Genomic DNA, 25,339 nt, shown 5'->3' with positions numbered 1-25,339 from the left:
TCAGCGGCGGATGCCGAACACCCCGTCCAGAGCGCGTTCGGCCTTGAACCCGGCCTGCGCCAGACGGGTGATGACCTCGGCGGGCACATCGCGGCCGCTGGTCAGCCGGTTCGGGCTGCCGGTGTAGTGGAACAGCCGGCCACCGGGGCGGATCACCCGCGCCAGCTGGCGGTAGAAGTCCAGCGAATACAGCTCGCCGGCAATGCCGAAGCGCGGCGGGTCATGCAGCACCGCATCGACGCTGGCATCGGCCAGCTGGGTGATATGCGCGGTCACATCGCCGTGCTGCAGCTGCAGCCGGCCACCGGCCGCGGCGCTGTCCGGGTCCGGCGACCACGGGTTGTGCCGGCGCAGCCAGAGCACCTCGGGGTTGCGCTCGACACTGGTGATCCGCGCCACCCCGGCCTCCAGGCAGCAGCGGGCGAAATAGCCCATGCCGCCGCAGGTATCGAGAATGACCTTGCCGGCCGGCTGCACCAGCGCCACCTTGGCGCGCGCATCCTCCAGCGGGCTGACCCTGGCGCTGGGCAGCATCTTGATGCCGTCGATCTCGAAGGTCGGTACCCCCCAGTCGGTGGGCACCAGCTTGATCAGGCCGTACTGGCCAAAGCGCGACAGCGGGGTGAAATCCTCGCCATCGAAGTAATACACCGTGCGGTCGCGGATTTTCTCCGGGTAGGCAAAGTGTTGCCCGTGCAGCGACCAGCCATCGGTGGCCAGTGCCGCCTCGGCCTGGCTCTGCCCCAGGTCGAAGCTGGCGGTGATGCACGGCTGGCTCTTGCGCAGGGCGCGGGTCATCGCATCGAAAACAGGGCGGGTGAGCAGCGGACCGGAATAGTGGGACACAGGCAGGGCAGGCGCAGGCAGACCGCGCGTCAGGGCAGGGTGGGGCGCCGATCGTAACCGACCGCGCGCCGGCTGCGGGTGGCGGGAGGACACCGAATTAACGTGCCGCTGTGGACGATCCAGTGCTTGCCGTGAGGAGAAACCACCATGCTGCTCCAACCCCATACCTGGATCGTGATTGCCAATGGCGCCCGGGTGCGCCTGCTGCGCAATGCCGGTAACGCCACCGCCGTGAAGCTGGCCGAAGAGGCAGCGCCCGTACTGGATGATGCGGATGTCGGGCCATCCGGCAGCCAGCCGCAGGATGCCAACCTGGCCGAGGCGGCGTTCAACCGGCGGCTGGCGCTGTGGCTGAACCAGCAGGCACTGAACCAGCGCTTCGAGCATCTGGTGCTGGTGGCCGACCCGGCCTCGATGGGGGAGCTGCGGCCGCAGCTGCATCCGCAGGTCAGCGCGCGTACCCAGGCCGAAATCACCAAGGACTGGACCCGGCTGGGGATCCAGGACATTGCCCAGGCGCTGGCACAGGTGGAACCCTGAGCCAGCCAGGCCGGCAGCGACCCGTTGCCGCCAGGGTGCGCGGGTCTGGGCGCTGGCCCTGCCGCGCGCGTGGGGCAGGTGCCAGACGGCGGTTTGCGTGGCAGTCCTGTCGGCCGCCCCCGGTACGCGCGGGAGCGGGGCCTTCCGCTTTGCCGGCGTGATCGCCACACTGGCCGGCCGTGTGCACAGGTGTGGATGGCGATAATGAAGTTGCAGCTTGCGTTGGAGTGGTTCCTCAACCCCGATCACTTGCCGCTGATTGCCGGCATCGAGCTGGGCTGGTTTGCCCAGGCCGGGCTGGAGCTGGAATTGATCGCCCCGGACGACCATTACGACGGCCTGCAGGCCACGGTCACTGGCCAGGTCGCGTTTTCCTGCAACGAGCCGTTGCACATGATCGATGAGCACCGTCTCGGGCTGAAGGCGCTGGGCTGTTTCTTCGAAACCGATGGCGGCATCGTGCTGATGCACGCGGCCGGGCAGCGCCTGCTCGCCGGTGGCCAGGTGCGGCTGGCCTCGCCGGTGGCCGGCGGAGTTACCGATGCGATCGCGGTGGAGATCCTGGCGCGCTGGTGCGCGGGCCGCGGTGCGGCATTCAGTCCGTCGCAGGTGGTGATTGAAAGCGCCGGTTTCGAGCACCTGGACAACCTGGCCGCCGGCTTTGATGGTGCCTGGCTGTGCTTTGCCAACTTCGAGGGCGTGGCCGTGCGCGAGCAGGGCATCGCCGCCGATTTCATCACCACCGCGCAGGTCGGCCTGCACAACTTTTCGGCGCTGGAGCTGTTCACCGGCCAGGCCTTCCTTGAGCAGCACCCGCAGCTGGTGGCCACCGTGGTCGAGCTGGTCGGCCGCGGTGCGGCGCTGTGCCGCGACAACCCGGCCCAGGCCGCGGCACTGTGGTACCAGCACAGCGGCACCACGCCCGATCCGTTGATGGACGCGATCATCGCCGACACCTGCCCGCGCCTGGTGGCCCCGGTGGTGCGTGATCCGGCGCGCTGGCAGGGCATGTGGGCGCAGTTCGACGCGCTCGGCCATGCCCGTGTCGATGCCGCCGGGTATGCCGCGCTGTACAGCTGAGGACGGCGTGGGCGGCGCATAATGCGCGCCTTCTCCATGATCCCGGGCCGCTGGCGACGGCGGCCCCTGCCTGGCATGTCCCTGCTCAAGACCGAACTGGCGCAATGGCGCGCCAACCCCGTGCGTGAACTGCTGGCCGGCGCGGTGGCCACCTTCGCCCTGATTCCCGAGGTCATCGCGTTTTCCTTCGTCGCCGGCATCGACCCGCAGGTGGGCCTGTTTGCCTCCTTCGTGCTGAGCATCGTGGTGGCGGTGTTCGGTGGCCGCCCGGCGATGATCACCGCCGCGGCCGGCTCGGTGGCGCTGGTCGCCGCGCCGCTGATCGCCAGCCACGGCCTGCCTTACCTGTTCGCCGCCGGCCTGCTCGCCGGCCTGGTGCAGCTGCTGTTCGGCCTGCTGCGGATGGGGGTGCTGCTGCGCTTTGTCTCTTCTTCGGTCCGCACCGGCTTCGTCAACGCGCTGGCGATCCTGATCTTCGCCGCCCAGCTGCCGCAGCTGGCCGGGGCCAATACCGCCAGCTGGGCGATGCTGGTGCTGGGGCTGGCAATCATCTGGGGCCTGCCGCGGCTGCCGCTGCCCGGGGTCAAGGCGATTCCCTCGCCGTTGATCTGCATCCTGGTGCTCAGTGCGCTGAGCGTGGGCCTGGGGCTGCCGCTGAAAACCGTGGCCGACCTGGGCCAGCTGCCCTCCAGCCTGCCGGTCTTTGCCGGCCTGCCCGAGGTGCCCTGGAACGCGGAAACCCTGCGCATCATCGCGATGCCGGCGCTGGCCATTGCGATGGTCGGCCTGCTCGAATCACTGATGACCGCGCGGGTGGTCGATGAAATGACCGCCACCCCGTCCAACAAGAACCGCGAGTGCACCGGACTGGGCCTGGCCAACATCGGCTCGAGCCTGTTCGGCGGCATTGCCGGCTGCGGCATGATCGGCCAGGCGGTGGGCAATGTGACCTACGGCGGCCGCGGCCGGCTTTCCACCGCGTTCGCCGGGATCTTCCTGCTGGTGCTGATGGTGCTGCTCAAGCCCTGGGTGGCCCAGGTGCCGGTGGTGGCGCTGGTGGCGATCATGCTGGTGGTGGCGGTGGTCACCTTCGACTGGGGCTCGCTGCGCGCGCTGCTGCACCAGCCGCGGCTGTCCTCGCTGGTGATGCTGGCCACCGTGGTGGTGACCCTGGCCACCCACAACCTGGCCGCCGGGGTCGGTATCGGTGTGCTGCTGTCGGGGGTGTTCTTCGCGATCAAGGTTTCCGGGGTGCTGGAGGTCCATCACGAGGCCGGCAGCGACAGCCACCAGGTGCAGGTGGCCGGCCAGGTGTTCTTTGCCAATGCCGATGCCTTCATCGAGGCCTTCGACCCGCAGCAGATGGCGGCCGAACAGGTCCTGATCGACCTGGGCCAGGCGCGGCTGTGGGACATCACCGCCGTGGGGGCGCTGGACACGGTGGTCAAGCGTCTGCGCCAGCACGGCAAGCAGGTGCGGGTGGTGGGCATGGATGCGGGCAGCCGCAACCTGATGCGCCGCGTGCTGCGCGGCGAGGTACCGCTGTAGGCCGGGCCGAAAACCCGTGTGACTGTGCCGATGGCCGGCGGCGCCGGGTTATCGTGGACGGCGGTGTCGAGCAGTGGGGGCGGTAGTGGCGGAAAACAAACAATGGCGGTGGCCGGCGATGGCCGTGGTGGTGCTGGCGATGGCCGCTGGCTGGTGGCTGACCCGGCCGCAGCCGTTGCCGCCGCCAGCGGCCACCGTACTGGGCTGGCAGGCACAGGCCTGGTGGCTGGCCGGTGATGGCCACCCCGGCCTGCAGGACGGCCCGGCCCGCCAGGCCCGCCTTGCCGAACCGTGGGGTCTGGCGCGTGATGGCCTGCGCGGGGTCTACCTCAGTGATGCCGGTGACAACAACCGCATCCGCTACCTCGACCGGCATGGCCAGCTGCGCACCGTGGCCGGCAGTGACGAGGGCCTGGCCGACGGCCCGGCCGCACAGGCCCGTTTCCACACCCCGTCCGGGATCGCGCTCACCGCCGATGGCGCGCTGGTCATCGCCGATACCGGCAACCATGCCGTGCGCGTGCTGCGCGACGGGGTGGTCAGCACCCTGGCCGGCAACGGCCAGCCCGGCCAGGGCGACGGTGCTGCCAGGCAGGCGCGGCTGGATGCGCCGATGGCGGTGGCGGTGGCCGCCGATGGCCGGGTCTACGTGGCCGATACCTTCAACGACCGCATCGCGGTGATCCACCCCGATGGCCAGCTGCGTACCCTGGCCGGTGGGCAGGGCCCGGGTCTGGCCGATGGCCCGGGAGCGGCCGCGCGCTTTGATACCCCTACCGGGCTGGCACTGGATGCGCAGGGCGTGCTGTGGGTGGCCGACCTGGGCAACGATGCAATCCGCCGGGTGCATCCCGATGGCCGGGTGGACACCGTGGTCGGTGGCCCGGGCGAGCGCCAGCTGTGGCAGCCGCAGGCCGTGGCCATCACCGACGATGGCGTGCTCTACATCGGCGAACGCCTGACCGGCCGGGTCGTCCAGCGCAGCGTCCAGGGCCATCTGAGCACGGTGTTCGGCACCGATCCTGCCAGCCGGCTGTCGCGCCCGGCCGCCCTGGCGCTGACCCCGGAAGGCGGGCTGCTGGTCAGCGATGCCGGCGGTATGCGCCTGCACTGGCTGCGCGCCCAGCCGGCCGGCGAGGCGAGCGTGAGCGGGATGATCGGCCCGGCAGCGGAGCGCCCGCTGCCGGCCACCGAAGGCCGCTGGCCATTGGCCCCGCAGCGTGGCTGGCATGAAGTGGTCGGTACCCTGGGCGAGGTGCGCGGCACCTTTGCCGGCAAGAACCGCAACCACCTGCATGCCGGTTTCGATATCCGCGGCGATGTCGGCCAGCGCGTGCTGGCCATTGCCGATGGCAAGGTGTCCAGCCCGCTGGCGGCCTGGAGCCCGAACGGCCAGGCCGAAGGGCTCAACGTGGGCGAGCTGGATTACATCCACATCCGGGTCGGGCGCACGGCCGATGGCCAGGCGCTGGACCCGCGCTTTGAACTGCTGCGCGATCCGCGCGGGCGGGTGGAGCGGGTGCGGGTGCGCCGCGGCACCCGTTTCGCGGCCGGCGAGGTGCTGGGCACGATCAATGCCCAGGCCCATGTGCACCTGCAAGTCGGGCCCGGCGGTTACGAGCGCAATGCGATTGCGCTGGGGTTTGCCGGCTTCACCGATACGCTGGCGCCGGTGATCGAGGACATCCGGGTACTGGATGACAACGAGCAGGTGGCAGGTCAGCGGCGCGATGGCCGCTGGCACCTGCCGCGCAGCGCCGGGGTGGTGCAGCTGGCGGTGCAGGCGCGTGACCAGGTCGACGGCAACCTGGCGCGGCGCCGGCTTGGGCTGTATGCGCTGGGCTGGCAGCTGCTCGATGCCGCCGGCACGCCGTTACCGGGGTTCGAGCAGCCGCAGATGAACCTGGAGTTCAACCGCATGCCGCCGCAGGGCGATGCGGTGCTGCATGCCTACGGCCCGGACAGCGGCATCACCGTGCATGGCAGCGCGGTGACCCGTTTCCAGTACCTGGTCACCAACACCGTGCGTGATGGCCGGCTGGCGCGTGGCGGCTGGGATGTCTCGGCGCTGCCGGCCGGCGATTACCGGGTGCGCATCAGTGCCCGCGACTGGCATGGCAACCAGGCCCGCGAGGGGCGAGAGCTGCTGCTGCGCCTGGAGTAGCCCCTGACCATGGGCAGGGGTGGGGCGGCGCCGGCCTGCACTACACTGGCCGGTGTTGCCTGATGAAGACGAGGTCTGTGTGAAACGACTGCTTGCCGGCGCCGTGGCGCTGTCCCTTTCCACGGCCGTGCTGGCCGCCACCCCGGTGTTTGACCCGGCGCGCATCAGTGCCGACGTGCGCGAACTGTCCTCCGATGCCTACGAGGGCCGTTCGCCGGCCACCGAGGGCGAGCGCCGCACCATCGCCTACCTGTCGGCGGCGCTGGCCGAGGCGGGTGTCCAGCCCGGCGGCGACCTGGTCGACGGCAAGCGGCTGTGGACCCAGGCGGTGCCGTTGATGATGAGCGACATCGTCGGCACCCCGGTGCTGTCCATCGGCAAGCCCGGTGCCCACCGCGCGCTGACCCAGCGCGAGCAGATCACCGTGCGTGCGGCCCAGGACGGCAGCAGTCATGTGCGCCTGGTTGATGCTCCGCTGGTGTTCGTCGGCTACGGCCAGCACGCCCCGGAACGCGACTGGGACGACTTCAAGGGCGTGGACCTGAAGGGCAAGGTCATGGTCGTGCTGATCAACGACGCCGACTTTGAAAGCGGCCAGGGCGACTTCGACGGCAAGGGCATGACCTACTACGGGCGCTGGACCTACAAGTTCGAGGAAGCCGCCCGCCAGGGCGCGGCCGGGGTGCTGATCGTGCACGAAACCGCGCCGGCCTCCTACGGGTGGGCGACGGTGGCCGGCTCCAACGGCAACACCATGTTCGATGTGGTGCGAGCCGATCCGGCGCAGGCACATGTGCCGCTGGAAGGCTGGATCCAGCGCGAGCTGGCGGTGCAGCTGTTTGCCGATGCCGGGCTGGATTTCGAGCAGCTCAAGGCCGCCGCGCAGACCCGCCAGTTCCGCCCGGTCGAGCTGGGCGGGCAGACCTTCTCGGCCGATTACGCGGTCAACCGCAAGCAGATCGTCTCCCACAACGTGGTCGGCCGGATCGAAGGCAGCACCCACCCGGAGGAAACCGTGGTGTATTCGGCACACTGGGACCACATCGGGGTCGGTGAGCCGGACGCGCGTGGTGACCGGATCTTCAACGGCGCGGTCGACAATGCCAGTGGCACCGCGGCGATGCTGGAACTGGCCCGCGGCTGGATGGCCGGGCAGCGGCCGCAGCGCTCGGTGGTGTTCCTGGCGGTGACCGCCGAGGAAAAGGGGCTGCTGGGCTCGGAGTACTACGCCAACAACCCGCTGTATCCGCTGGAAACCACGGTGGCGGTGATCAACATGGATGGCGCCGCGACGATGGGCCCGTCACGCGATTTCGGCATCTACGGCAAGGCCGATGTGCAGCTGCTGGACCAGCTGGTCGCGGTGGCTGGCCGCTGGGGCGTGCGTTACACCCCGGACAGCAAGCCCGAGGCCGGGCTGTTCTTCCGTTCCGACCACTTCCCGTTTGCCAAGCGCGGGGTGCCGGCGGTGTCCTTCGGCGCCGGCCAGGACTGGGTGGAAGGTGGGCTGGAGGCCGGTCGCGCCGCCTCGGCCGCGTACAACACCCAGCGCTACCACCAGCAGGCCGACGAGTGGGACCCGGCCTGGACCTTCACCGGTGCGGCACGTGACCTGGAAATCCTCTACACCCTGGGCAGCGAGCTGGCCAATTCGCGGCAGTGGCCGGCCTGGGGCGCCAGCTCGGAGTTCGGCCCGCTGCGCCGGGCCAGCGATGCGCAGCGCAAGTAAGCGCGGTTGAGCGGTCAACACACAACGGGGCGCCAGTGGCGCCCCGTTGTTGTTGGGCCACGCCTGCGGCGGGGCTAGAACGCCGGCTGCAGGCGCAGGTTGCGGTCGCCCATCTGGTTGAGCTGCACCACCAGCGCCGAGTGCTGCCGGATCCGGCCCAGCTCGCGCATGATCCGGATGTCCTCATGGCGCAGCTCGCGCTTGGACATCACTTCCTGCTTGTAGTCCATCACTTCCGGGTACTGGCGCGCCATTTCCAGTGCCTGGGCCACTTCCTCGACACTGTCGGCATCGCGGCTGACCCGCGCGCGGCTGTTGAAGGCCTTCATCCAGCGCTCGAAACCGGCGGTATGGTCGAACATGTTGGCCATGAACCAGATCACGAACAGGATCGAGACCCAGGAACCGAACACGATCACCACCCGGGTAAAGGTGATGTGGAAATCATCGCGCCACAGGTAGTTGGTGATCAGGCCCAGGATCAGCAGCGCCGAGGCCTGCCAGAGCACGATCGAGGCGATCAGCCATTGGCATTTGGCCCGGGCCAGCAGCTCGACTTCCTCATGCAGCTGCGCCTCGCTTTTGGCTTTCCAGTGGGCGAGCTGTTTTTCGAACGGGGCGCGGTACAGCTCGTTGTCCTGCAGCAGCAACCCCAGACCTTTGAACAAGGCAATCATGGCTTACTCCTTCTGCAACTGGCTCAAGGGCCGCCGCGGTGGCTCCAGCGACGGCATGGACAAGGTTGTGCGCCTGTCGCGGCACGGACGCAACGGTGCCTTGATCCGGTTGGCGGTTGCCGGCCTTGCGTGCTGCGGCGCGACAGCGGTTACTGCCGGGAAAATCGGTAAAAAAGGACAATTTGTTGTGCAGCTGCACACAAGGCGCGGCAAGCGCTGCAATTGCTAAGGCCTTGTGAAACCGCGCAGCACCGGGGAAGGACGGCTCACCGGGTTTGCCAGCCCCGGGCGGGGTTCCGGTTGTAGCGGCCCTCGTGCATGCTAGGCCCCGTTGGCCATTGAAATCCGTCGCAGCTGCATGCTGCATCCAGGGGAAGTCTGAATGCCCGGGCAGCAAGCCTACAAACAACAGATGCGGGTAGTGGCCAGCGCAGGGGCGGTGGTCGCCGTGGTGCTGGCGGCGGCGTTTGCGCTGATGCTTGGGGTTGACCGCCAGGTACGTCTGTCCTCGATGCAGCGCCAGGCCAGCCTGCAGGCGCAATCCACCCATCAGCTGTTGCGGCAGCGGCTGGATTCCACCCAGCGGGCGATGACCAGCGTGCACAACCAGATGCTGCAGCTACAGCAGGTGCTGGGCAGCACCGCGCTGCAGCGGCCGCTGCTGGAGCAGATCCTGGAGCAGACGGCCGGGCGCAACCCGGAGATGGTGGATTGGTCGGTGGTGGACGACAGCGGGCAGCTGCTGGCCGGCAGCCGCGGCGATCCGGATTTTTATGACTGGGCCATCCCGGCCAACCTGATGGGCGATTCGGCGCTGTATATCGGCCCGTTGCAGGCCCGCAGCGACAACAGCTGGCAATTGCCGCTGGCCCTGCGCATCGATGCCGGCCGCTGGCTGCTGGCCCGGCTGCGTGGCAGCCAGATGCAGGCGCTGGTGGCCGATGATCTGCTCGGCGCCGGTGGCGTGCAGCTGCTGCTGGATCGTGCCGGCCTGGTGCTGGCCGACAGCCGCGGTCCGCGCTTGCTGGGCCGTGAGCTTGGCTATTGGTCCCAGCCGCGGGCGCAATACCCGCAGGCGCTGCACGGCCAGCAGGTGTTTGCCGACGAGGTGGTGCGCATCGTCGCGGTGATGCACACCCCGCAGCTGCCACTGACCGTGGTCACCGCACGTGCCCGCGACGAGGCCCTGGTCGGCTGGTGGCGCTATGTGGCCGGGGCGTTGTTGATCTATCTGATCTACCTGATCGGCGTGGCTTACCTGCTGTACGCCATCCGCAATGCCCACCTGCAGCAGCAGCGCCTGGCCAAGGAGATCCGCGCCGGCTCGGCCGAGCTGGCGCTGGCCAACAAGATCGGCCGGGTCAGCACCTGGACGGCCAATGCGCAGACCCTGCACTGGGGCCACAGCGCCGCACAGGTGTTCGGCCTGGACCGCAACTCGGCGCCGTTGAGCGAGGTCTTCGAGCGCGTCCATCACCTGGATGTAAGCATTGTACGGCGCAGCTGGCAGCTGGCCTGGGCCGGTGAGCAGCCGCTGGACCTGATGTTCCGGCTGGTGTTTCCCGGCGGCGTGATCCGCTGGCTGTCGGTGCGTGGTGAGCGGGTGGCCGATGGCAGTGGCTACATGACCGGGGCAGCGGTGGATGTGACCGAGCGGGTACAGGCGCAGGAGCGCGCGCGCGAGGCCGAACGCCAGTTCCGCATCCTGTTTGAACGCAACCCGGTGCCGTTCTGGCTGTTTGACCTGGATACCCTGCGCTTTCTGGAGATCAACCAGGCCGCGGTGGAGCGCTACGGCTATTCGCGCGATGAGCTGCTGGCGATGACCGTGCTCGACATCCGGCCGCCGGAGGACTGGGCCGAGCTGCGCGAAACCATCAGCCTGATCCAGCGCGGCGTGCTGCGCGAATCGCGGGTACGTACCCACCAACGCAAGGATGGCAGCCTGCTGTCGGTGCAGGAGCAGACCGCGCGGCTGGAATTTGCCGGCCACGATGCCTGCCTGGTGCTGGCGGTGGATGTCACCGAGCGGCTGGCCTACGAGCGTGACCTGGCCTACCGCGCCAGCCACCATCCGGAAACCGGGCTGCTGACCCGGCGTGCGCTGGCCGATACCCTGGACATGCGTGACCGTCCGTATGCGATCGCCCATGTCCAGCTGCGCGGCCTGCAGCTGGTGGGTGACACCCTGGGCCAGGACATCGGCGAGCAGGTGCTGCGCACGGTTGCGGCCCGCCTGGGCGGGCTGGCCGGGCGCTATGGGCTGCTGGCCTACCAGCCCGGCGAGGACTTCATCCTCGCCATCAAGGGCCGTTACGACCTGGAACATGTGCTGGAGCATCTGGCCGAGGTGGTCAGCGAGCCGATCCGAGGGCCGGAATCGTTCCATCAGCTGCAGGCGCATATCGGTGTGGACAGCTGCACCGACAACCGCCTGCCGGCCGATACGGTGATGGCACGGGCCGCGCAGGCCGCCCACGCCGCGCGCGCCGATGGTGTGTTGATCAAGTATTACGACGAGGCGGTGGCGCAGCGCCTGACCGCCCGCCTGCACATGGCCGCGCGCATCCACAGCGCGATCGAGCAGGGCGAGTTCGAGCTGTATTTCCAGCCGATCTGCCGTGCCAGTGACACCCGGCCGGTGATGCTGGAGGCCCTGCTGCGCTGGCCGCAGGCCGATGGCAGCTCGATCATGCCTGGCGAGTTCATCAGCCTGGCCGAAGACACCGGGCAGATGATCGCGCTCGGGCGCTGGGTGATCCGTGCCGCGGCACGGGCGCAGCGTGTGCTGGCCAACGCCGGCTGGCGCGAGGTCAGTGTCGCGGTCAATGTCTCGGCGGTGCAGTTCTTCAACGACGACCTGGTCGGTGAGTTCAGCCGTGCCTGCGAGGACGCCGGCATTCCGACCCAGGCGCTGCAGGTGGAGTTGACCGAAAGCGGCCTGATGCGGGACCCGGAGCGTGGCCTGCAGACCATGCAGCGGCTGCACGAGCGCGGGATCAAGATCGCGCTGGATGATTTCGGTACCGGTTTCTCCTCGATGTCCTACCTGCAGCACCTGCCGCTGGATGCGCTGAAGATCGACCGCAGCTTTGTCGCCGATGTCGAGACCAACCCGCGCAATGCGGCCATCTGCCGCGCCTTGCTGTCGCTGGGCCACAGCCTGGAGCTGGAGGTGATCGCCGAAGGGGTGGAAACCGAAGGCCAGCGCCAGTGGTTGCAGGCCCACGACTGTGACCAGCTGCAGGGCTACCTGCTCAGCCGGCCGATGAGCTTGGACGATGTCCTGCAGTGGCTGGCCACACTCACAGCCAGAGGGTGAGTTCACGCGCGTGGGCAGGATCGGGTGCGCGCCCGTGCAGCCACCAGTCCTCCAGCAGCGGGCGCAGCACATCGCTGTGCATGCGTGCCGGGCGGCGGCCGGGAAAGCGGTCCATGTTGTCCTGCTGCGCGGCCAGGATCGCCGCGTCCTGGCGGCCGACATGGGCCAGCAGCGGCCACAGCAGGGCGCGCACCGCCCAGCGCGGCGCCCAGCGGCCGTGGATGTGGAAGGTGGCCAGGATGCGGGTGTTGCGGGCATCGACCGGGGAAAAATGCAGGCTGACGCAGGCACGCGCGCCGTTGCGGTAGTCGTACTGCAGGCGGGTGCTGCCGGGCAGCTGGAAGTGCGCGCTCTCGCCACTGCGCGCTGACTCGAACAGGCGCCAGACCAGCCCGCTCTGCGCGGGCTGGCCACGGTAGTCGACCCGTACCCGGTCCCCGGCCACCTGCAGCTCGACTTCGGTGGGACGGCGCTGGCCATCGCGGCGCAGCCAGCCGGCATGCACGTAGTGGGTGTGCAGCGCATCGAGGAAGTTTTCCATCACCTCCAGCACATGGCCGCGCCACTGCGCCTGCCACAGGAAGCGCCGTTGCGCCGGCTCCAGTTCCAGCGCCAGCGCCGGTGGCAGCGGCGCGCCACTGCTGGCGGGGCGCAGCCAGAGCAGGCCATCGTGGGCCTGCAGCGGGAAGGCCGGCACCCGGATCGGCGGCAGCGGTTGCTGCGGGTCATGCCCGGGCAGCGCGCTGAGCCGGCCTTCCGAATCAAACCGCCAGCCGTGGTAGGGGCACTGCAGCTGGCCATCGCGCAGGCAACCGGCCGACAGCGCCAGCTGGCGGTGCGGGCAGCGGTCTTCCAGTGCGAACCAGCCGCCGTGTTGATCCGGCGCAATCACGAAGTGCCGGTCCAGCAGGGTGATCGCCAGCGGCTTGCGGCGCAGCCGGTCCAGCCGGGCAATGGCGTACCAGTGCTGGTACAGCGCCGCTGGCCAGGCCGGTGCAGTGGATGGATTCATAGCTGGTAATGGCGCATCAGGGGTTCGCCCACGCGGCGGGTCAGCTGGCTCAGCGTCCACAGCAGGGCACGGGTGGCGCGCGCGGCCGGCGGCGCCCAGACTGCGCTGTATTCGATGGCCGCCACGCCGCCGCGCAGGCGTTTGAAGCCGGCGGCACCGGCACTGAGGTTGAGCCGGCGCTGCGATTGCCGGGCGTGCCGGTAGCTGGTGGCGGTCAGGGTGCGGTACAGCGCCAGTTTCTGCGCCGCGCCGGTGTCGTAGCCGACGATCGGGGTGGAGACCACCTGCTCGGTGCCGAACATCCCGGTGATGCACTGCAGCCGGCCGTGGTCATCACGCCAGCCTTCCAGCCGCAGCAGGCCGTCACGCTGCCAGTCGGCAATCATCTGTGGCCGGTAGGCCGGGTTCCAGCGCGAGTACTTGCCCAGGTACAGCTGGCCGTAAAGCTCGGCAATGCGCGGCGCATCGGCGGCGCTGATGGCGTGGTTGTCGCACCAGTGCAGGTCGCGCCGCTGCAGCAGGCGGGCATCGGCGCGCATGTTCGCCCGCCTGGCGGCAGCCTCCAGGTCCGGGTAGAGCCAGACCTGGCGGCTGGCGATCAGCGCAAACCCGCGCGCCTGCAGCGCCTGCAGCCAGTCGGCGTTGTCCTGGCGGTTCAACGAGCGCCACCACAGTGCATGGCCGGGCCAGCGCCGGCGCGCCTGGGCAAGGGCCTGGTCCAGGTCCACTGCGGCCAGCGCCGGGTACAGGTTGGTGGACAGGCACCAGTTGTTGAGCGTTACCGTGCGGTCCAGCGCGCAGGCATCGGCCAGCCGCGCCAGCTGCGCACACAGGCCGGCCACCGTCGCCCCGAGCGGGCGCGGCAACAGGCGTCGCGCTTCCTCGGCGGCATAGTCGATATAGGTGCTGCGTGGCGAGCACACCCAGGCATTGCCCGGCTCGGCGTGGTTGATGGTGACCGGCAGTTCCAGCGCGCCGGCATCGACCGCATCGATCTGTGCCGTCAGGTTGCAGGCCAGCCGGTTGGCATCGGTGTGGCGGTAGCGCTGCAGGTAGGCCGCGGCGTTGTCGGCAAAGTTGTCCAGCGGGACCGGCAGGCTCATGGCAGCGGCTGTCCGTCCCATTCGATGTCGGCGGTGGAGGCGGCGCGCAGGTCGCCGTTGCCGCGCAGAGCGCTGGCCGCGTAATGGGCCAGGTCGCGCAGCACCCCTGTACGCGGGCGGCGGTCCTGGCCGCGTGCCAGTACATCCTCGGCGCGGGCGTGGTCGTGCTGCCAGCGCCGCCACTGCCCACGCAGCAGCGCCAGCGGCGCGCCATGCAGCCACATCATCGGCGCCAGCATCGCCGCCGCGCTGGTCGGGGTGCGGCAGTGTTCGCCCTGGCCGCACAGCGCCTGCACCAGCGCATCGCTGCCGGCAAACAGGTGGATGGCGCTGGTGCCGCGCGGGTTGCATTCGATCACCGTGGCCCGGCCGTCGGCATCGACGATCCAGTCAAAGGCGATCTGCCCGCTGTAGTCCAGCGCGGCCACCAGCGCCCGGGTCTGGGTGAGGATGTCGGCGTTGTCCACCGCATCGAAGTAATAGCTGGCACTGCGTGCCATCCGCCAGCCCGGGCGGTAGGCGGCGTGGGCGAGCAGGCGGCCGCGCTCGGCCACCGCGTAGCTGCAGATTTCCTGACCCGTCAGCAGGGCCTGGGCCACCCAGGGGCGGCCATCCAGGGCCGGCGCGTTGGCCGGCAGGCCGTTCCGGTACAGCCGCACCTGCACCCCGAAGCGCGAGAACTCCGGCTTGAGCACCAGCGGGCGTGAACCGGCCCACTGCCGGGCCTGATCGATGTCGTGTACGCGCTGGCTGGCCGGTACCCGCATGCCGGTACTTGCGGCCAGGCCGAGGAAGGCCCATTTGCTGTGCAGCTGGCGCAGCAGCGGCAGCTCCATGCAGGCGACCCGGGTGCTGGCGGGTATCTGGGTGCGACCGTGGGCCAGGTAGAACACCTCCTCGCAGGTCGGTACCAGCAGGTCGATGGCCTGCTGCCCACACAGCCGGGCCAGTGCCTGCACGAAGCCGGCCGGCTGCTGCCGCGGCGGTGGCACCCGGTGGTGACAATGCACCGCGCCGCTGGCGCTGGTGGCATGGGCCGGCTGGCTGTCGGCGGTGTGCACCTGCCAGCCGGCGGCGGCGAACTGGCGGGCCAGGTCCAGCGCGATCGGGGCGCGGGCACCGGTGAGCAACACCCGTCGTGCGGGCGTGGCGTTCATGCGCTTCCCCGGGCCGGGCGCCAGCGCCGGCAGTGGGACGGGATCAGGCGCACGCCCGGGTACTGGCGGCCCAGTGCATGCAGGCGGGCGAAGGTGTCGCGGTAGCGCGGGCCATCGCCGAGCCAGGCGGTGACCAGGGCCGGCGGCAGCACGGCTTTTTCCAGCGCGTCACTGGACCAGACTGCATCGGCGACCAGGAACACCGGGCCGTCGGCATCGGCGAACCACAGCCCGGTATGGCCCGGGGCATGCCCGGGCAGGTCGACCAGCAGCACGCTGCCATCGCCGAACAGGTCGCGTGGCGGCGCGAAGCCATGCAGCGGCGCCGGTACCGTGGCTGCCAGCGGCAGCGCCTGCAGGCCGGTGAGCCGGGCCGGAACATCGGCCAGCAGTGCCGGCAGGTAGCCGTTGGCAGTGGCCTGGACCCGGTTGCACTGCTGCAGGTGCGCCCAGGCCGCCTCGGCGCAGTACACCCGTGCCTGCGGAAAATCGGCCACCCCGGCGACGTGGTCGCCATGCAGGTGGGACAGCACGATGTGGGCAATCTGTGCCGGCGCGATGCCCTGCGCTTGCAACTGTCCGGCCAGCGCCTGTTCGCTGGCGCCGTGCACCGGGGTGGTCCAGCGGTACAGGCGTTCGGGGAAGGGTTCGGTGGCCTGCAGGAAATGGCGGGCATAGCCGGTATCAAACAGCAGCCAGCCGTGCTGGCGGTGGTGCAGCGTGGCGGCCAGCGACGGAAACTGGCACGGCCGCAGCGCGCCATCGCGGCGGGCGGCAATTTCCGGGTGCCGGCAGTGGCCGGCTTCAAACAACTGCCAGCGGTCGATCATTGCCGCCAGCTCCGCGCAAAGTCGGCCAGGCCCTGCTCCAGCGTGACCTGCGGCTGATAGCCCAGCTCGTCGCGGGCACAGCCGATATCCAGCGTCTGTGACCAGCCGATCACCCCGACCCCGTAGCGGGTCAGGCGTGGCTCGGGCTGGCCGGGGCGCAGCCGGGCCAGGGTCTCGGCGATCCCGGCAGCGGCCAGCGCCAGCTGCCGGGGCACCGGGCGCAGGCGCACCTGCAGCCCGCACAGCGCGAAGGTCTGCGCCAGCAGCTCGCCCACCGCGGTCGGCTCGCCATTGCTGATGTTGTAGGCGCGGCCGTCGCCGGGCGCGCTGTCGGCCAGCGCGGCGCGGGTGGCGGCCACGACATTGTCGACATGGGTGATGTCGATCACCGCGCGGCCACCATGCACCAGCGGGAAACGGCCCGAGGCGGCCACGGCGAGCAGGCGTGGGAAGATCGCGGTATCGCCCGGGCCGAACACTGCGCGCGGGCGCAGCACCACGCTGGGCAGGTGGGCGGCATGGGCGCGCACGCGCAGCTCGCTTTCCCACTTGCTGCGCGCATACGGGGTGATCCAGCGCGGCGGTGGCTCGAACGCCTCGCCCACCGCGTACTGGTCGGCAAAGCGGAAATAGATGCTCGGCGAGCCGAAGTGGACAAAACGGCCGACCCCGGCCTGCACGCTGGCGGCGAGCAGGCGCTCGGTGGCCAGCACGTTGTCGCGCTGGAACTGCGCCGGGGTGCCCCACGGACTGGAGCGCGCGGCGCTGTGCACCGCCGCATCCACCCCGGCCAGCAGTGGCTGCAGATCATCACTGGCCAGGTCGGCGGCGTGGGTGTCGATGCCCGGGCCCAGCGTGGCCAGCGCCGCACGGTTGCGGCCGCTGGCACGCACGCGGTGGCCGTCGGCGGCCAGCGCCCGTGCGATGTGGCTGCCGATGAAGCCGGACGCGCCGGTGACCAGGATGCGCGCCATCAGTAACGCAGCACCACGCCACCGGCCGACAGCCCGGCACCGGTGCCGACCAGGGCGATGGTGTCGCCCCGCCGGATGCGGCCATCGCTGATGGCCAGGTGCAGCGCGGTGGGGATCGAGGCCGACATCTGGTTGCCGTAGTGCTCGATGATGTTGACCAGCAACCCGGGCGGCAGCCGCAACACGCGCTGGATATGCTTCAGCGCCTTGGCACTGGCCTGGTGTGGCACCAGCGCACCGAGCCGGGCCGGCTCGATGCCGGCACGGGTGGACAGTTCGGCGATGAAGCCGGGCAGCTTCTGCGCCGCCAGCCGGTAGACTGCCGCGCCATCCATCTCGAAGCGCGCCGCTGCGCGGTAGGCCTCGATGCCATCGTCGATCCGCACCGCGGTGCCGCCGGCACGCACCCGGCAATGTTCCACCCCGGCCGACCAGGTCTGCAGGTGCGCGGCCAGCAGCTGCGAGCGGCCATCGCCGGCCTCGATCGCCACCGCCGCCGCGCCGTCACCGAACAGCGGTGCGGTGTCCGGGTCATCCCAGTTCAGGCCGGCACTGGCGATCTCGCTGGAGACAATCACCGCGCGCCGGTAGCGGCCGCAGGCCAGCGCGCTGGCCGCCATGTCCAGCGCGACCGGAAAACTCAGGCAGCTGGCATTGATGTCGAAGGCGCCGATGCCGCTGTGATCCAGCCCCAGCTGGCGATGGATCAACGCTGCGGTACAGGGCAGGGCCTGCTGGCCGACCCCGCAGGCACTGATCAGTACCTCGAAGTCATCGTCCTGCCAGCCGGCGGCGGCCAGCGCCTGGCGCACCGCGTCTGCGGCCAGGCTGGCCGAGGTTTCCCCCTCACTGGCAATCGGGCGCGAGCCGATGCCCACATGCCGGGCCGTCCATCCCGCCGGTCGTGCAAAGCGTTGGTCAAACCAGTCGTTGTCACGCCGCAGGCGGGGCAGGGCGATGCCACTGCCGGCAATACGCAAGGGGATCGGATTGGGCATCTACAAGCGGCTCGACAGCATCGACAGGCAACCGGAGCGGCCGATTATCGCCTGTTTCGTTGCCAATGCCAGGCGCCGCCGAACTGCCACGCAGCGGCTGCCGCCAGAGCCTGCGCGATCGGGGTGCAGCAGCAAAAAAAACCGTTGCGGGCGTTTGGCAGCGGCAGCGCTCGTGGTAGCGTTGACGTCGTTTTCCGGCTGACTCTGGCCGCCTGCGCCGCGCTGCGGCGACTTGACTGACCCATGCATTCCATTGAAGTGGTGCTTGCAATGCTGCTGGCCGTGGTGGCCAGTGGTTACCTGGTGCGCATCCTGCCGGTCGGCTTGCCGCTGCCGCTGGTGCAGATCGGCCTGGGCGCGGCCATTGCCGGGTTTTTCGGCAGGGGGCATACCCTGGACCCGCAGCTTTTCTTCCTGCTGTTCCTGCCGCCGCTGCTGTTTCTGGATGGCTGGCGGATTCCCAAGCAGGGGCTGTTCCGCGACAAGGGCACGGTGATCGAGCTGGCCCTGGGGCTGGTGTTGTTCACGGTGATCGGTGCCGGCCTGCTGATCCACTGGCTGATTCCGTCGATGCCGATGGGCGTGGCCTTCGCCCTGGCCGCGATCCTGTCGCCGACTGATCCGGTCGCGGTCTCGGCCATTGCCAAGCGTGCGCCGGTGCCCAAGCGCCTGATGCACATCCTGGAAGGCGAATCGCTGCTCAACGATGCCTCCGGCCTGGTCTGTTTCCGTTTTGCGGTGGCGGCGGTGATGACCGGTGTGTTCTCGCTGGCCGATGCGGCGTTGACCTTTGTCTGGGTGGCGCTGGCCGGGCTGGCGATCGGGGTCGGCGTGACCTGGGGCATTGCCACCGCGCAGCGCTGGCTGTGGCGCAGTTTCGGCGAGGAACCCGGCGCGGCGCTGCTGGTGAACCTGCTGACCCCGTTTGCCGCCTATCTGCTGGCCGAGCATGTGCATGCCTCGGGCATCCTGGCCGCGGTGGCCGCCGGCATCACCATGAGTTATGTCGAGCTGACCGGCCGGGTCAGTGGTTCGATGCGGGTGCAGCGCACGGCGGTCTGGGATACGGTCCAGTTCGCCTTCAACGGCATCATCTTCGTGCTGCTGGGCGAGCAGCTGCCGGGCATCGTCGAGCGTGCGGTGGACTACATGCACGCCCACAGCGTGCACAGCCCGTGGTGGCTGCTGGTGTATGTGGCGGTGATCAACCTGAGCCTGGTGCTGCTGCGTCTGCTGTGGGTCTGGCTGTCGATGCGCTGGAGCCTGCTCAAGGCCCGGCTGCGTGGCCAGCAACGGCCGGTGACGCCGTGGCGGATCGTGCTGGCCACCTCGGTGGCCGGCGTGCGCGGCGCGGTGACCCTGGCCGGTGTGCTGACCCTGCCGCTGCTGTTGCCCGATGGCAGTGCGTTCCCGGCGCGTGACCTGGTGATCTTCATCGCCGCGGCGGTGATCCTGTGCTCGCTGCTGGCCGCAAGCCTGTTGCTGCCGGTGGTGCTCAAGGGGCTGGAATTGCCGGCCGATGACAGCCAGCGGCATGAAGAGGACCTGGCCCGGCGGATGTCCTCCAAGGCAGCGCTGGCGGCGGTGGAGCGGCGGCGCCAGGAGATGGTCCAGGGGCAGGCCACCGGCTCGGTGCAATTGGTCAATGATGCCGCCGCGCAGGTCAGCCTGCTGTACCAGCGCAACCTGTCGCGTGGGCAGAACGTGGACGCCGATCCAGAGCAGGTCGCCAGGATCGAGCGTGATTACCGCCAGCTGCGCAATGCCGGGCTCAATGCCGAGCGTGAGGAGTTGTTCCGGCTGGCCCGGCGCGGGCGGATTTCCGATGAGCTTTCGCGCAAGTTGATCCGCAACCTGGACCTGCTCGAATCGCGCCAGCGCGATTGAGCGGCCACAACACACCGGGCCGCGATCGCGGCCCGGTGCTGGCAAACCTGGCGGGCAGGACTCAGCCGGCCGGATCGGCCGCCGGCTGCAGCCAGTACGGCTCGACGCTGCCACGCAGTTTCAGTGTCATCGGGTTGCCGCGGCGGTCACGCGCCTTGCCGGCCTGGACCCGGACCCAGCCTTCGGAGACGGAGTATTCCTCCACGTCCATGCGTTCGTTGCCGTTGAAGCGCACGCCGACGCCGCGTTCAAGTGCTGCAGCGTCGTGGTGCGGGCTGCGGGGATCGACCGCCAGGCGGTCAGGAGGAGTCAGGCTCATGGTGATGTCTTTCGTTCTACCAGCGACAACTGCGCCGCTGTCCAATCTGCCAAGGATAAACGCTGGTGGGCCGGCGCAGTGGCAGGCCCTTCCGCTGGCCTTGGCGCAGGGGCAGAATCGACACCCGTTTGCGCGCCATCTGAAGGACCCCGCCATGCCCGACAACAGTGCCGATTACGAAAATGACGAAGGCCTGCTCGCCGATTTTGACGAGGACGATGGTGCGGCCCGGGTCTGGAACCTGCTGTGGCTGATCAACCCCGGTGACGAGGACAGTGCCCTGCAGCAGTTCGACACCCTGCGCGAGCAGCTCGGTGGCGAGGTCGATCCGGAAAATGACGACTGGCAGCCGCTGCTGCGCGAGGTGATCGACTGGCGCGCCGGTTTCCATGTCGGCCGCAATGACATCGATGCCCTGATCACCGCCATCGATGAACTGGCCGCGCGCTGGAACCTGCGGGTGGAGTGGGGCGGCGACTTCGACGATGAGGACTTCACCGCCGATCTGGACGTGCATGCGCTGATGGCCATCGCTCACGACAGCCTGCGTGAGCATGGCTACACCCTGTGGAGCTGGAACACCGACGGTGACGGCCACGCCGGCTGGATGGCGCTGAGCCGTGACGACGAGGCGATGCTGGCGCTGTGCTCGTTGCTGAACGTGGAAGTGCGACCGGGCAGCGATGCGTTCTGACCGCGCCTAGGGCGGGCTGTCGGCGGCCGGGTCGCTGCTGGCGGGCTGGTACTGGCCGCGGGCAGTGGCGATCACCGCCCGCAGCTGCGCCTTGTCGGTATGCCGCGACAGCGGCACGGCGCCCAGGCCGATCGCAACCGGGCGCAGGTCGGCGGGAATGTCGTAATGCACCCCGCTGGCCTTGTTCTGGAACGCCTGCCCGGGGATGCCCAGGCGGCGGGCCATCGCATGCAGTTCGTCCACCGTGTCGGCCATCAGGTGGGCCCAGCGCAGGCCGCGCCAGCGGTGCACGGCATCATCGACGTACACCGCCATGGCGCAGTGCCGGATCAGGCCTGGTCGGCCTTGCCGGCGGCCGGAGCGGTTTCGTCCACTTCCTCGGCCACGGCGATCGCCTCGTCCGCTTCGCTGGCTTCGCCCTCCTCGGCCTCTTCAGCTTCGGCTGCTTCCTTGGCCTGGTCGAATTCGGCCACCAGCTTGCCGATGTAGTCTTCCGCGCTCACGCCATCGGCTTCGGCCAGCGAAGCGACGATCTGCTGCAGCGCCGGCGAGGTTTCCAGGGTCACGGTGCGGCCTTCGGCCTTCTGCACATTGGCCAGGTGCTGCAGCATGGCCAGCATCGGCACCGGGTTTTCGGCGCTGCCCATGGTCTGGCCACCGATGGCCAGCAGCCACTGGCGGTTCTGCAGGCCGATCGCGGCCACGACCTGGTTCTGCTCATCCACCAGCACGGCATGGTTCTGCACCTGCTCGCGCTGGTTCAGGCGCAGGAACGGGCGCTTGCCGGCCTGCTTCTTGCGGGTATCGCGCTTGGCCTTGGAATTCTTGGACATGAAAGGTGCCTGATGTTCGTGAAAACGGCCATTGTAACGGCAGTTGCCAGCGCCGCCGGTGGCGCCGCAAGTGGCTTGTGTTCAGGCCGGCAGGCGGTCGCCACGTGCCAGCGGGTCGGGTAACGGCTGGCCGGCATCGACAAACTGCAGGCAGACCGAATTCAGGCAGTGGCGCTCATGGCTGGGCGGCGGGCCGTCCGGGAAGACATGGCCCAGGTGCGAGCCGCAGCGGGCACAGGTGAGCTCGGTGCGCAGCATGCCGTGGCTGTCATCGCGCAACCGGCCGACGTGGCGCGGATTGACTGCGGCAAAGAACGAGGGCCAGCCGGTACCGGAATCAAACTTGGTGGCCGCGTCATACAACGGCAGCCCGCAGAGCCTGCAGCAGTAGGTGCCGGAACGCTTGTTGTCCAGGAAGATGCCGCAGAACGGGGCCTCGGTGCCGTGGGCCAGCAGCACCCGGCGCTCCTCGGCGCTCAGGCCGGCTTCCAGCACCTGGCGCTGGTCGGAGGTGGGCGGGGTCAGGTCAAGCTCCATTGCAGGATCTCCGCGGTGCGGGGCCGGGTTCCGGCCGGGAAGGAAGGGGCAGGGTTGCAGTGTGCCAGCCTGGGCCGCTGCTGGCTTGTCGCTCAGTCGGCAATCGGCAGGGCCAGGGTTTCCTTGACCTCCTCCATCACGATGTAGCTCTTGGATTCGCGCACGTGCGGCAGGGTCAGCAGGGTCGAGCCGAGCAGCTTGCGGTAGGAGGCCATCTCGTTGATCCGCGCCTTGATCAGGTAATCAAAGTCACCGGAGACCAGATGGCATTCCAGCACATTGGGCAGACGCAGCGCGGCGCGGCGGAACTCCTCGAAGATGTCGCCGGACTTGTAGGCCAGCGAGATCTCCACAAACACCAGCAGCGAGTGCTTCATCAGCTGCGGATCCAGCCGGGCGTAGTAGCCGGTGATCACCCCGTCGCGCTCCAGCCGGCGCACCCGCTCGGTGCACGGGGTGGTTGACAGGCCGACGCGTTCGCCCAGTTCGGTGAAGGAAATCCGCCCCTCCGCCTGCAGGATGCGCAGGATCTTGCGGTCGATCTTGTCCAGTTCGCGACGGCGGGCCGCAGTGGCCATCTGAAGCTCCAGCTTTTTTTGGAAAGAATGCCTGAACAGCGAGCCAAATACAGGGGTTTACCCTGTGAAAGCGATCATATACTGCGCGCCTACTGGTCTGGCTGGCTTTGAAGCAGTGGATCGTCTTGTTCTGGTGGAGTCATCCGATGCGTGTTCTCGTTCTCGGTGCCGGTGTGATCGGCACTACCACCGCGTGGTACCTGGCGCAGGCCGGCTACCAGGTCACCGTGGTCGACCGCCAGCCCGGCCCGGCACTGGAAACCAGTTTTGCCAACGCCGGCCAGCTGTCCTTTGGCTACACCTCGCCGTGGGCAGCGCCGGGCATTCCGCTGAAGGCGATGAAATGGCTTTTTGAAGAGCACGCGCCGCTGGCCATCCGCCCCACCGGCAGTGTTGCCCAGTACCGCTGGCTGCTGCAGATGCTGCGCAACTGCACCGCGCAGCGCTATGCGATCAACAAGGCGCGCATGGTGCGGATGTCCGATTACAGCCGCGACTGCATCAACGCGCTGCGCGCGCAGACCGGCATCGATTATGAAGGCCGTACCCAGGGCACCACCCAGCTGTTCCGTACCCAGCAGCAGCTGGATGCGGCCGCCGCCGACATCGCGGTGCTGGAACAGTACGGCGTGCCCTACCAGGTGCTGGACCGCGCCGGTATCATCGCCGCCGAGCCGGCGCTGGCCGCCGTGGCCGACAAGCTGGTCGGTGCCCTGCGCCTGCCCGAGGACCAGACCGGTGACTGCCAGCTGTTCACCCAGCGCCTGGCCGAACTGGCCGCCGCGGCCGGGGTGGAGTTCCGCTACAACCAGGACATCCAGGCCATCGAGCACGACGACCACCAGGTGACCGGCGTGCGTGTCGGCGGCCAACGGCTGAGCGCCGATCATTATGTGGTCGCGCTGGGCAGCTACAGCCCGCTGCTGGTGCGGCCGCTGGGCCTGCCGCTGCCGGTGTATCCGCTGAAGGGCTATTCGCTGACCCTGCCGGTGACCAACCCGGACATGGCGCCGGCCTCGACCATCCTGGACGAGAGCTACAAGATTGCGGTGACCCGTTTCAACGACCGTATCCGTGTCGGTGGCATGGCCGAAGTGGCCGGGTTTGACCTGTCACTGTCGCCGCGCCGTCGTGCCACCCTGGAACTGGTAGTGCGTGATCTCTACCCGCACGGTGGCGACCTGTCGGCGGCCAGTTTCTGGACCGGGCTGCGTCCGGCCACCCCGGATGGCACGCCGGTGGTCGGCGCCACCCCGTACCGCAACCTGTTCCTGAATACCGGCCACGGCACCCTGGGCTGGACCATGGCCTGTGGCTCGGGCAAGTACCTGGCCGACATCATCAGCGGGCGTGCCCCGGAAATCAGCACCGAAGGGTTGAGTGTCCACCGCTACATGGGCAGCCACGCCCGTGGGGAGGGCTGAGCGATGCGTCCGGCCCACGCTGTCATTGATCTGGACGCGCTGCGTCACAACTACCGCCTGGCCCGGGAGCTTGGCGGCGGCAAGGCGTTGGCCATCGTCAAGGCCGATGCCTATGGCCACGGCGCGGTGCGCTGTGCGCAGGCGCTGGCTGCCGAGGCCGACGGCTTCGGCGTGGCCTGCATCGAGGAGGCGCTGGAGCTGCGCCAGGCCGGGATCACCGCCCCGATCGTGCTGCTGGAAGGCTGCTTCGAGGCCGACGAGCTGGCCCTGGTGGTCGCCCATGACCTGTGGCCGGTGGTCTCGACCCCGGAGCAGGTGCAGGCATTGTGTGAATGGCGTGGCGAGGCCGCGCTGACGGTCTGGCTCAAGCTGGATTCGGGCATGCACCGGCTCGGGCTGGACCCGGTGCAGTTCCGCGCCGCACATGCGCGGCTGTCGGCACTGCCGCAGGTGGCGCAGATCGTGATGATGAGCCACTTCGCCCGTGCCGATGAGCTGGACAGCCCGCGCACCGCCGAGCAGCTGGCGGTGTTTGCCGCCGCCACCGCCGGTCTGGCCGGGCAGACCAGCCTGTGCAACTCGCCGGCGCTGCTGGGCTGGCCGCAGGTACGCAGCGACTGGGCACGCCCGGGTCTGATGCTCTACGGGGCCGATCCGTTCGCCCAGGCCACCGCGACCAGTGCCGGCCTGCGCCCAGTGATGACGCTGCGTTCGAAGATCATCGCCGTGCGCGAGCTGGCGGCCGGAGAGCCGCTGGGGTACGGCGCGCGGTTTGTTGCCCAGGCCCCGACCCGGGTCGGGGTGGTCGCGATGGGCTATGCCGATGGCTACCCGCAGTTCGCCCCCAATGGAACCCCGGTGCTGATTGACGGTGTGCGTGGCCAGCTGATCGGCCGGGTGTCGATGGACATGCTCACCGTGGACCTGACCTCTCACCCGCAGGCCGGTGTCGGCAGCGCGGTCGAGCTGTGGGGCAGTGACATCCGCCTGGCCGAGCTGGCGCCGCTGTGCGCCACCAGCGCCTACCGCCTGCCATGCGGCCTGAAGCGGGTGCCGCGGCAGTACCAGGGTTGAGCCGGGGCCGGCA

At 69.2% G+C, this 25,339-nt stretch carries 24 protein-coding genes; 11 read left to right on the top strand and 13 right to left on the bottom strand.

Annotated elements, in window-relative coordinates; translation table 11 throughout:
- Positions 1-846 (bottom strand): class I SAM-dependent methyltransferase, encoded by an 846-nt coding sequence (locus tag ABB25_RS00220; RefSeq protein ID WP_057661974.1) that lies wholly within the window; start codon positions 844-846, stop codon positions 1-3.
- Positions 847-993: 147 nt separating this feature from the next.
- Between ABB25_RS00220 and ABB25_RS00215 the strand changes: the two genes are divergently transcribed.
- The 5 genes from ABB25_RS00215 (at position 994) to ABB25_RS00195 (ending at position 7,907) form a co-directional block, all read left to right on the top strand.
- Positions 994-1,386, top strand: a complete 393-nt coding sequence (locus tag ABB25_RS00215) for a baeRF12 domain-containing protein (RefSeq protein ID WP_057661968.1) — start codon at positions 994-996, stop codon at positions 1,384-1,386.
- 204 nt (positions 1,387-1,590) lie between these two features.
- On the top strand, positions 1,591-2,466 hold the full coding sequence (locus ABB25_RS00210; RefSeq protein ID WP_057661965.1) for an ABC transporter substrate-binding protein: 876 nt from the start codon (positions 1,591-1,593) through the stop codon (positions 2,464-2,466).
- A 75-nt stretch (positions 2,467-2,541) separates the two neighbouring features.
- Positions 2,542-4,014, top strand: a complete 1,473-nt coding sequence (locus tag ABB25_RS00205) for a SulP family inorganic anion transporter (RefSeq protein WP_057661962.1) — start codon at positions 2,542-2,544, stop codon at positions 4,012-4,014.
- Between the two features lie 118 nt (positions 4,015-4,132).
- Positions 4,133-6,178: an SMP-30/gluconolactonase/LRE family protein gene (locus ABB25_RS00200; protein ID WP_057661959.1), complete on the top strand. Its 2,046-nt coding sequence runs from the start codon at positions 4,133-4,135 to the stop codon at positions 6,176-6,178.
- Between the two features lie 79 nt (positions 6,179-6,257).
- Positions 6,258-7,907, top strand: a complete 1,650-nt coding sequence (locus ABB25_RS00195) for a M28 family metallopeptidase (protein ID WP_057661956.1) — start codon at positions 6,258-6,260, stop codon at positions 7,905-7,907.
- A 74-nt stretch (positions 7,908-7,981) separates the two neighbouring features.
- On the opposite strand, the gene ABB25_RS00190 is transcribed toward ABB25_RS00195, so the two are convergent.
- On the bottom strand, positions 7,982-8,584 hold the full coding sequence (locus ABB25_RS00190; protein ID WP_057661954.1) for a hypothetical protein: 603 nt from the start codon (positions 8,582-8,584) through the stop codon (positions 7,982-7,984).
- Here ABB25_RS00190 and ABB25_RS14430 point away from each other — a divergent pair.
- Both ABB25_RS14430 and ABB25_RS00185 read left to right on the top strand, forming a co-directional pair.
- Positions 8,583-8,813 carry a hypothetical protein gene (locus ABB25_RS14430; RefSeq protein WP_152980834.1) on the top strand — a complete coding sequence of 77 codons (231 nt, stop codon included), beginning with the start codon at positions 8,583-8,585 and terminating at the stop codon, positions 8,811-8,813. The genes ABB25_RS00190 and ABB25_RS14430 overlap by 2 nt on opposite strands.
- A 153-nt stretch (positions 8,814-8,966) precedes the next feature.
- Positions 8,967-11,906, top strand: a complete 2,940-nt coding sequence (locus ABB25_RS00185) for a bifunctional diguanylate cyclase/phosphodiesterase (RefSeq protein WP_057661951.1) — start codon at positions 8,967-8,969, stop codon at positions 11,904-11,906.
- Here ABB25_RS00185 and ABB25_RS00180 read toward each other — a convergent pair.
- The 6 genes from ABB25_RS00180 to ABB25_RS00155 are packed head-to-tail and all read right to left on the bottom strand — an operon-like array spanning position 11,890 to position 17,980.
- Positions 11,890-12,918 (bottom strand): Rieske 2Fe-2S domain-containing protein, encoded by a 1,029-nt coding sequence (locus tag ABB25_RS00180; protein ID WP_057661948.1) that lies wholly within the window; start codon positions 12,916-12,918, stop codon positions 11,890-11,892. The genes ABB25_RS00185 and ABB25_RS00180 overlap by 17 nt on opposite strands.
- A complete protein-coding gene (locus tag ABB25_RS00175; RefSeq protein WP_057661944.1) occupies positions 12,915-14,021 on the bottom strand; it encodes a hypothetical protein in 1,107 nt (368 codons plus the stop codon). The genes ABB25_RS00180 and ABB25_RS00175 overlap by 4 nt, the downstream gene beginning before the upstream one ends.
- Positions 14,018-15,178 carry an ATP-grasp domain-containing protein gene (locus tag ABB25_RS00170; protein ID WP_057661942.1) on the bottom strand — a complete coding sequence of 387 codons (1,161 nt, stop codon included), beginning with the start codon at positions 15,176-15,178 and terminating at the stop codon, positions 14,018-14,020. The genes ABB25_RS00175 and ABB25_RS00170 overlap by 4 nt, the downstream gene beginning before the upstream one ends.
- Positions 15,175-16,008 (bottom strand): MBL fold metallo-hydrolase, encoded by an 834-nt coding sequence (locus tag ABB25_RS00165; RefSeq protein ID WP_244477713.1) that lies wholly within the window; start codon positions 16,006-16,008, stop codon positions 15,175-15,177. The genes ABB25_RS00170 and ABB25_RS00165 overlap by 4 nt, the downstream gene beginning before the upstream one ends.
- Entirely contained in the window at positions 16,005-16,982 is a 978-nt protein-coding gene (locus ABB25_RS00160) for an NAD-dependent epimerase/dehydratase family protein (RefSeq protein WP_057661939.1), read from the bottom strand. The genes ABB25_RS00165 and ABB25_RS00160 overlap by 4 nt, the downstream gene beginning before the upstream one ends.
- Positions 16,982-17,980, bottom strand: coding sequence for a 3-oxoacyl-[acyl-carrier-protein] synthase III C-terminal domain-containing protein (locus tag ABB25_RS00155; protein ID WP_057661936.1), 999 nt, complete (start codon positions 17,978-17,980; stop codon positions 16,982-16,984). The genes ABB25_RS00160 and ABB25_RS00155 overlap by 1 nt, the downstream gene beginning before the upstream one ends.
- A gap of 243 nt (positions 17,981-18,223) precedes the next feature.
- On the opposite strand from ABB25_RS00155, the gene ABB25_RS00150 reads away from it, so the two are divergent.
- Positions 18,224-19,867, top strand: a complete 1,644-nt coding sequence (locus ABB25_RS00150) for a Na+/H+ antiporter (protein WP_057661933.1) — start codon at positions 18,224-18,226, stop codon at positions 19,865-19,867.
- 61 nt (positions 19,868-19,928) lie between these two features.
- Here ABB25_RS00150 and ABB25_RS00145 read toward each other — a convergent pair whose 3' ends face one another.
- On the bottom strand, positions 19,929-20,186 hold the full coding sequence (locus tag ABB25_RS00145; RefSeq protein WP_057661931.1) for a DUF3297 family protein: 258 nt from the start codon (positions 20,184-20,186) through the stop codon (positions 19,929-19,931).
- Between the two features lie 154 nt (positions 20,187-20,340).
- On the opposite strand from ABB25_RS00145, the gene ABB25_RS00140 reads away from it, so the two are divergent.
- Entirely contained in the window at positions 20,341-20,880 is a 540-nt protein-coding gene (locus tag ABB25_RS00140) for a DUF6630 family protein (RefSeq protein ID WP_057661929.1), read from the top strand.
- A 6-nt stretch (positions 20,881-20,886) separates the two neighbouring features.
- Here the strand turns inward: ABB25_RS00140 and ABB25_RS00135 are convergent, their stop codons facing one another.
- The 4 genes from ABB25_RS00135 to ABB25_RS00120 all read right to left on the bottom strand — a co-directional run bounded on the left by ABB25_RS00135 (position 20,887) and on the right by ABB25_RS00120 (position 22,828).
- Complete coding sequence (locus ABB25_RS00135; RefSeq protein ID WP_057661926.1) at positions 20,887-21,195, bottom strand: DUF4031 domain-containing protein; 309 nt, start codon at positions 21,193-21,195, stop codon at positions 20,887-20,889.
- 14 nt (positions 21,196-21,209) lie between these two features.
- The gene (locus tag ABB25_RS00130) at positions 21,210-21,713 is read right to left on the bottom strand and encodes a hypothetical protein (protein ID WP_057661923.1); all 504 of its coding nucleotides are present in this window, start codon (positions 21,711-21,713) and stop codon (positions 21,210-21,212) included.
- 81 nt (positions 21,714-21,794) lie between these two features.
- Positions 21,795-22,250, bottom strand: a complete 456-nt coding sequence (gene msrB / locus ABB25_RS00125) for a peptide-methionine (R)-S-oxide reductase MsrB (RefSeq protein ID WP_057661920.1) — start codon at positions 22,248-22,250, stop codon at positions 21,795-21,797.
- Positions 22,251-22,342: 92 nt separating this feature from the next.
- On the bottom strand, positions 22,343-22,828 hold the full coding sequence (locus ABB25_RS00120) for a winged helix-turn-helix transcriptional regulator (RefSeq protein WP_057661917.1): 486 nt from the start codon (positions 22,826-22,828) through the stop codon (positions 22,343-22,345).
- A gap of 146 nt (positions 22,829-22,974) precedes the next feature.
- Between ABB25_RS00120 and ABB25_RS00115 the strand changes: the two genes are divergently transcribed.
- A complete protein-coding gene (locus ABB25_RS00115) occupies positions 22,975-24,252 on the top strand; it encodes a D-amino acid dehydrogenase (protein WP_057661914.1) in 1,278 nt (425 codons plus the stop codon).
- 3 nt (positions 24,253-24,255) lie between these two features.
- Complete coding sequence (alr, locus tag ABB25_RS00110) at positions 24,256-25,326, top strand: alanine racemase (RefSeq protein WP_057661912.1); 1,071 nt, start codon at positions 24,256-24,258, stop codon at positions 25,324-25,326.
- Positions 25,327-25,339 lie beyond the last annotated feature (13 nt).

Origin of the sequence: Stenotrophomonas koreensis, from assembly GCF_001431525.1 — a bacterium.
In the GTDB taxonomy this organism is placed as follows: domain Bacteria; phylum Pseudomonadota; class Gammaproteobacteria; order Xanthomonadales; family Xanthomonadaceae; genus Stenotrophomonas; species Stenotrophomonas koreensis.
The sequence above is the reverse complement of the archived record's forward strand: the minus strand, read 5'-3'. Positions and strand labels throughout refer to the sequence as shown.

Bases quoted from the DNA above. Each gene is read 5' to 3' on its own strand.
- ABB25_RS00215 (WP_057661968.1), top strand. From the start codon at position 994: ATGCTGCTCCAACCCCATACCTGGATCGTGATTGCCAATGGCGCCCGG.
- ABB25_RS00210 (WP_057661965.1), top strand. From the start codon at position 1,591: ATGAAGTTGCAGCTTGCGTTGGAGTGGTTCCTCAACCCCGATCACTTG.
- ABB25_RS00205 (WP_057661962.1), top strand. From the start codon at position 2,542: ATGTCCCTGCTCAAGACCGAACTGGCGCAATGGCGCGCCAACCCCGTG.
- ABB25_RS00200 (WP_057661959.1), top strand. From the start codon at position 4,133: ATGGCCGTGGTGGTGCTGGCGATGGCCGCTGGCTGGTGGCTGACCCGG.
- ABB25_RS14430 (WP_152980834.1), top strand. From the start codon at position 8,583: ATGGCTTACTCCTTCTGCAACTGGCTCAAGGGCCGCCGCGGTGGCTCC.
- ABB25_RS00190 (WP_057661954.1), bottom strand. From the start codon at position 8,584: ATGATTGCCTTGTTCAAAGGTCTGGGGTTGCTGCTGCAGGACAACGAG.
- ABB25_RS00185 (WP_057661951.1), top strand. From the start codon at position 8,967: ATGCCCGGGCAGCAAGCCTACAAACAACAGATGCGGGTAGTGGCCAGC.
- ABB25_RS00180 (WP_057661948.1), bottom strand. From the start codon at position 12,918: ATGAATCCATCCACTGCACCGGCCTGGCCAGCGGCGCTGTACCAGCAC.
- ABB25_RS00175 (WP_057661944.1), bottom strand. From the start codon at position 14,021: ATGAGCCTGCCGGTCCCGCTGGACAACTTTGCCGACAACGCCGCGGCC.
- ABB25_RS00170 (WP_057661942.1), bottom strand. From the start codon at position 15,178: ATGAACGCCACGCCCGCACGACGGGTGTTGCTCACCGGTGCCCGCGCC.
- ABB25_RS00165 (WP_244477713.1), bottom strand. From the start codon at position 16,008: ATGATCGACCGCTGGCAGTTGTTTGAAGCCGGCCACTGCCGGCACCCG.
- ABB25_RS00160 (WP_057661939.1), bottom strand. From the start codon at position 16,982: ATGGCGCGCATCCTGGTCACCGGCGCGTCCGGCTTCATCGGCAGCCAC.
- ABB25_RS00155 (WP_057661936.1), bottom strand. From the start codon at position 17,980: ATGCCCAATCCGATCCCCTTGCGTATTGCCGGCAGTGGCATCGCCCTG.
- ABB25_RS00150 (WP_057661933.1), top strand. From the start codon at position 18,224: ATGCATTCCATTGAAGTGGTGCTTGCAATGCTGCTGGCCGTGGTGGCC.
- ABB25_RS00145 (WP_057661931.1), bottom strand. From the start codon at position 20,186: ATGAGCCTGACTCCTCCTGACCGCCTGGCGGTCGATCCCCGCAGCCCG.
- ABB25_RS00140 (WP_057661929.1), top strand. From the start codon at position 20,341: ATGCCCGACAACAGTGCCGATTACGAAAATGACGAAGGCCTGCTCGCC.
- ABB25_RS00135 (WP_057661926.1), bottom strand. From the start codon at position 21,195: ATGGCGGTGTACGTCGATGATGCCGTGCACCGCTGGCGCGGCCTGCGC.
- ABB25_RS00130 (WP_057661923.1), bottom strand. From the start codon at position 21,713: ATGTCCAAGAATTCCAAGGCCAAGCGCGATACCCGCAAGAAGCAGGCC.
- msrB (WP_057661920.1), bottom strand. From the start codon at position 22,250: ATGGAGCTTGACCTGACCCCGCCCACCTCCGACCAGCGCCAGGTGCTG.
- ABB25_RS00120 (WP_057661917.1), bottom strand. From the start codon at position 22,828: ATGGCCACTGCGGCCCGCCGTCGCGAACTGGACAAGATCGACCGCAAG.
- ABB25_RS00115 (WP_057661914.1), top strand. From the start codon at position 22,975: ATGCGTGTTCTCGTTCTCGGTGCCGGTGTGATCGGCACTACCACCGCG.
- alr (WP_057661912.1), top strand. From the start codon at position 24,256: ATGCGTCCGGCCCACGCTGTCATTGATCTGGACGCGCTGCGTCACAAC.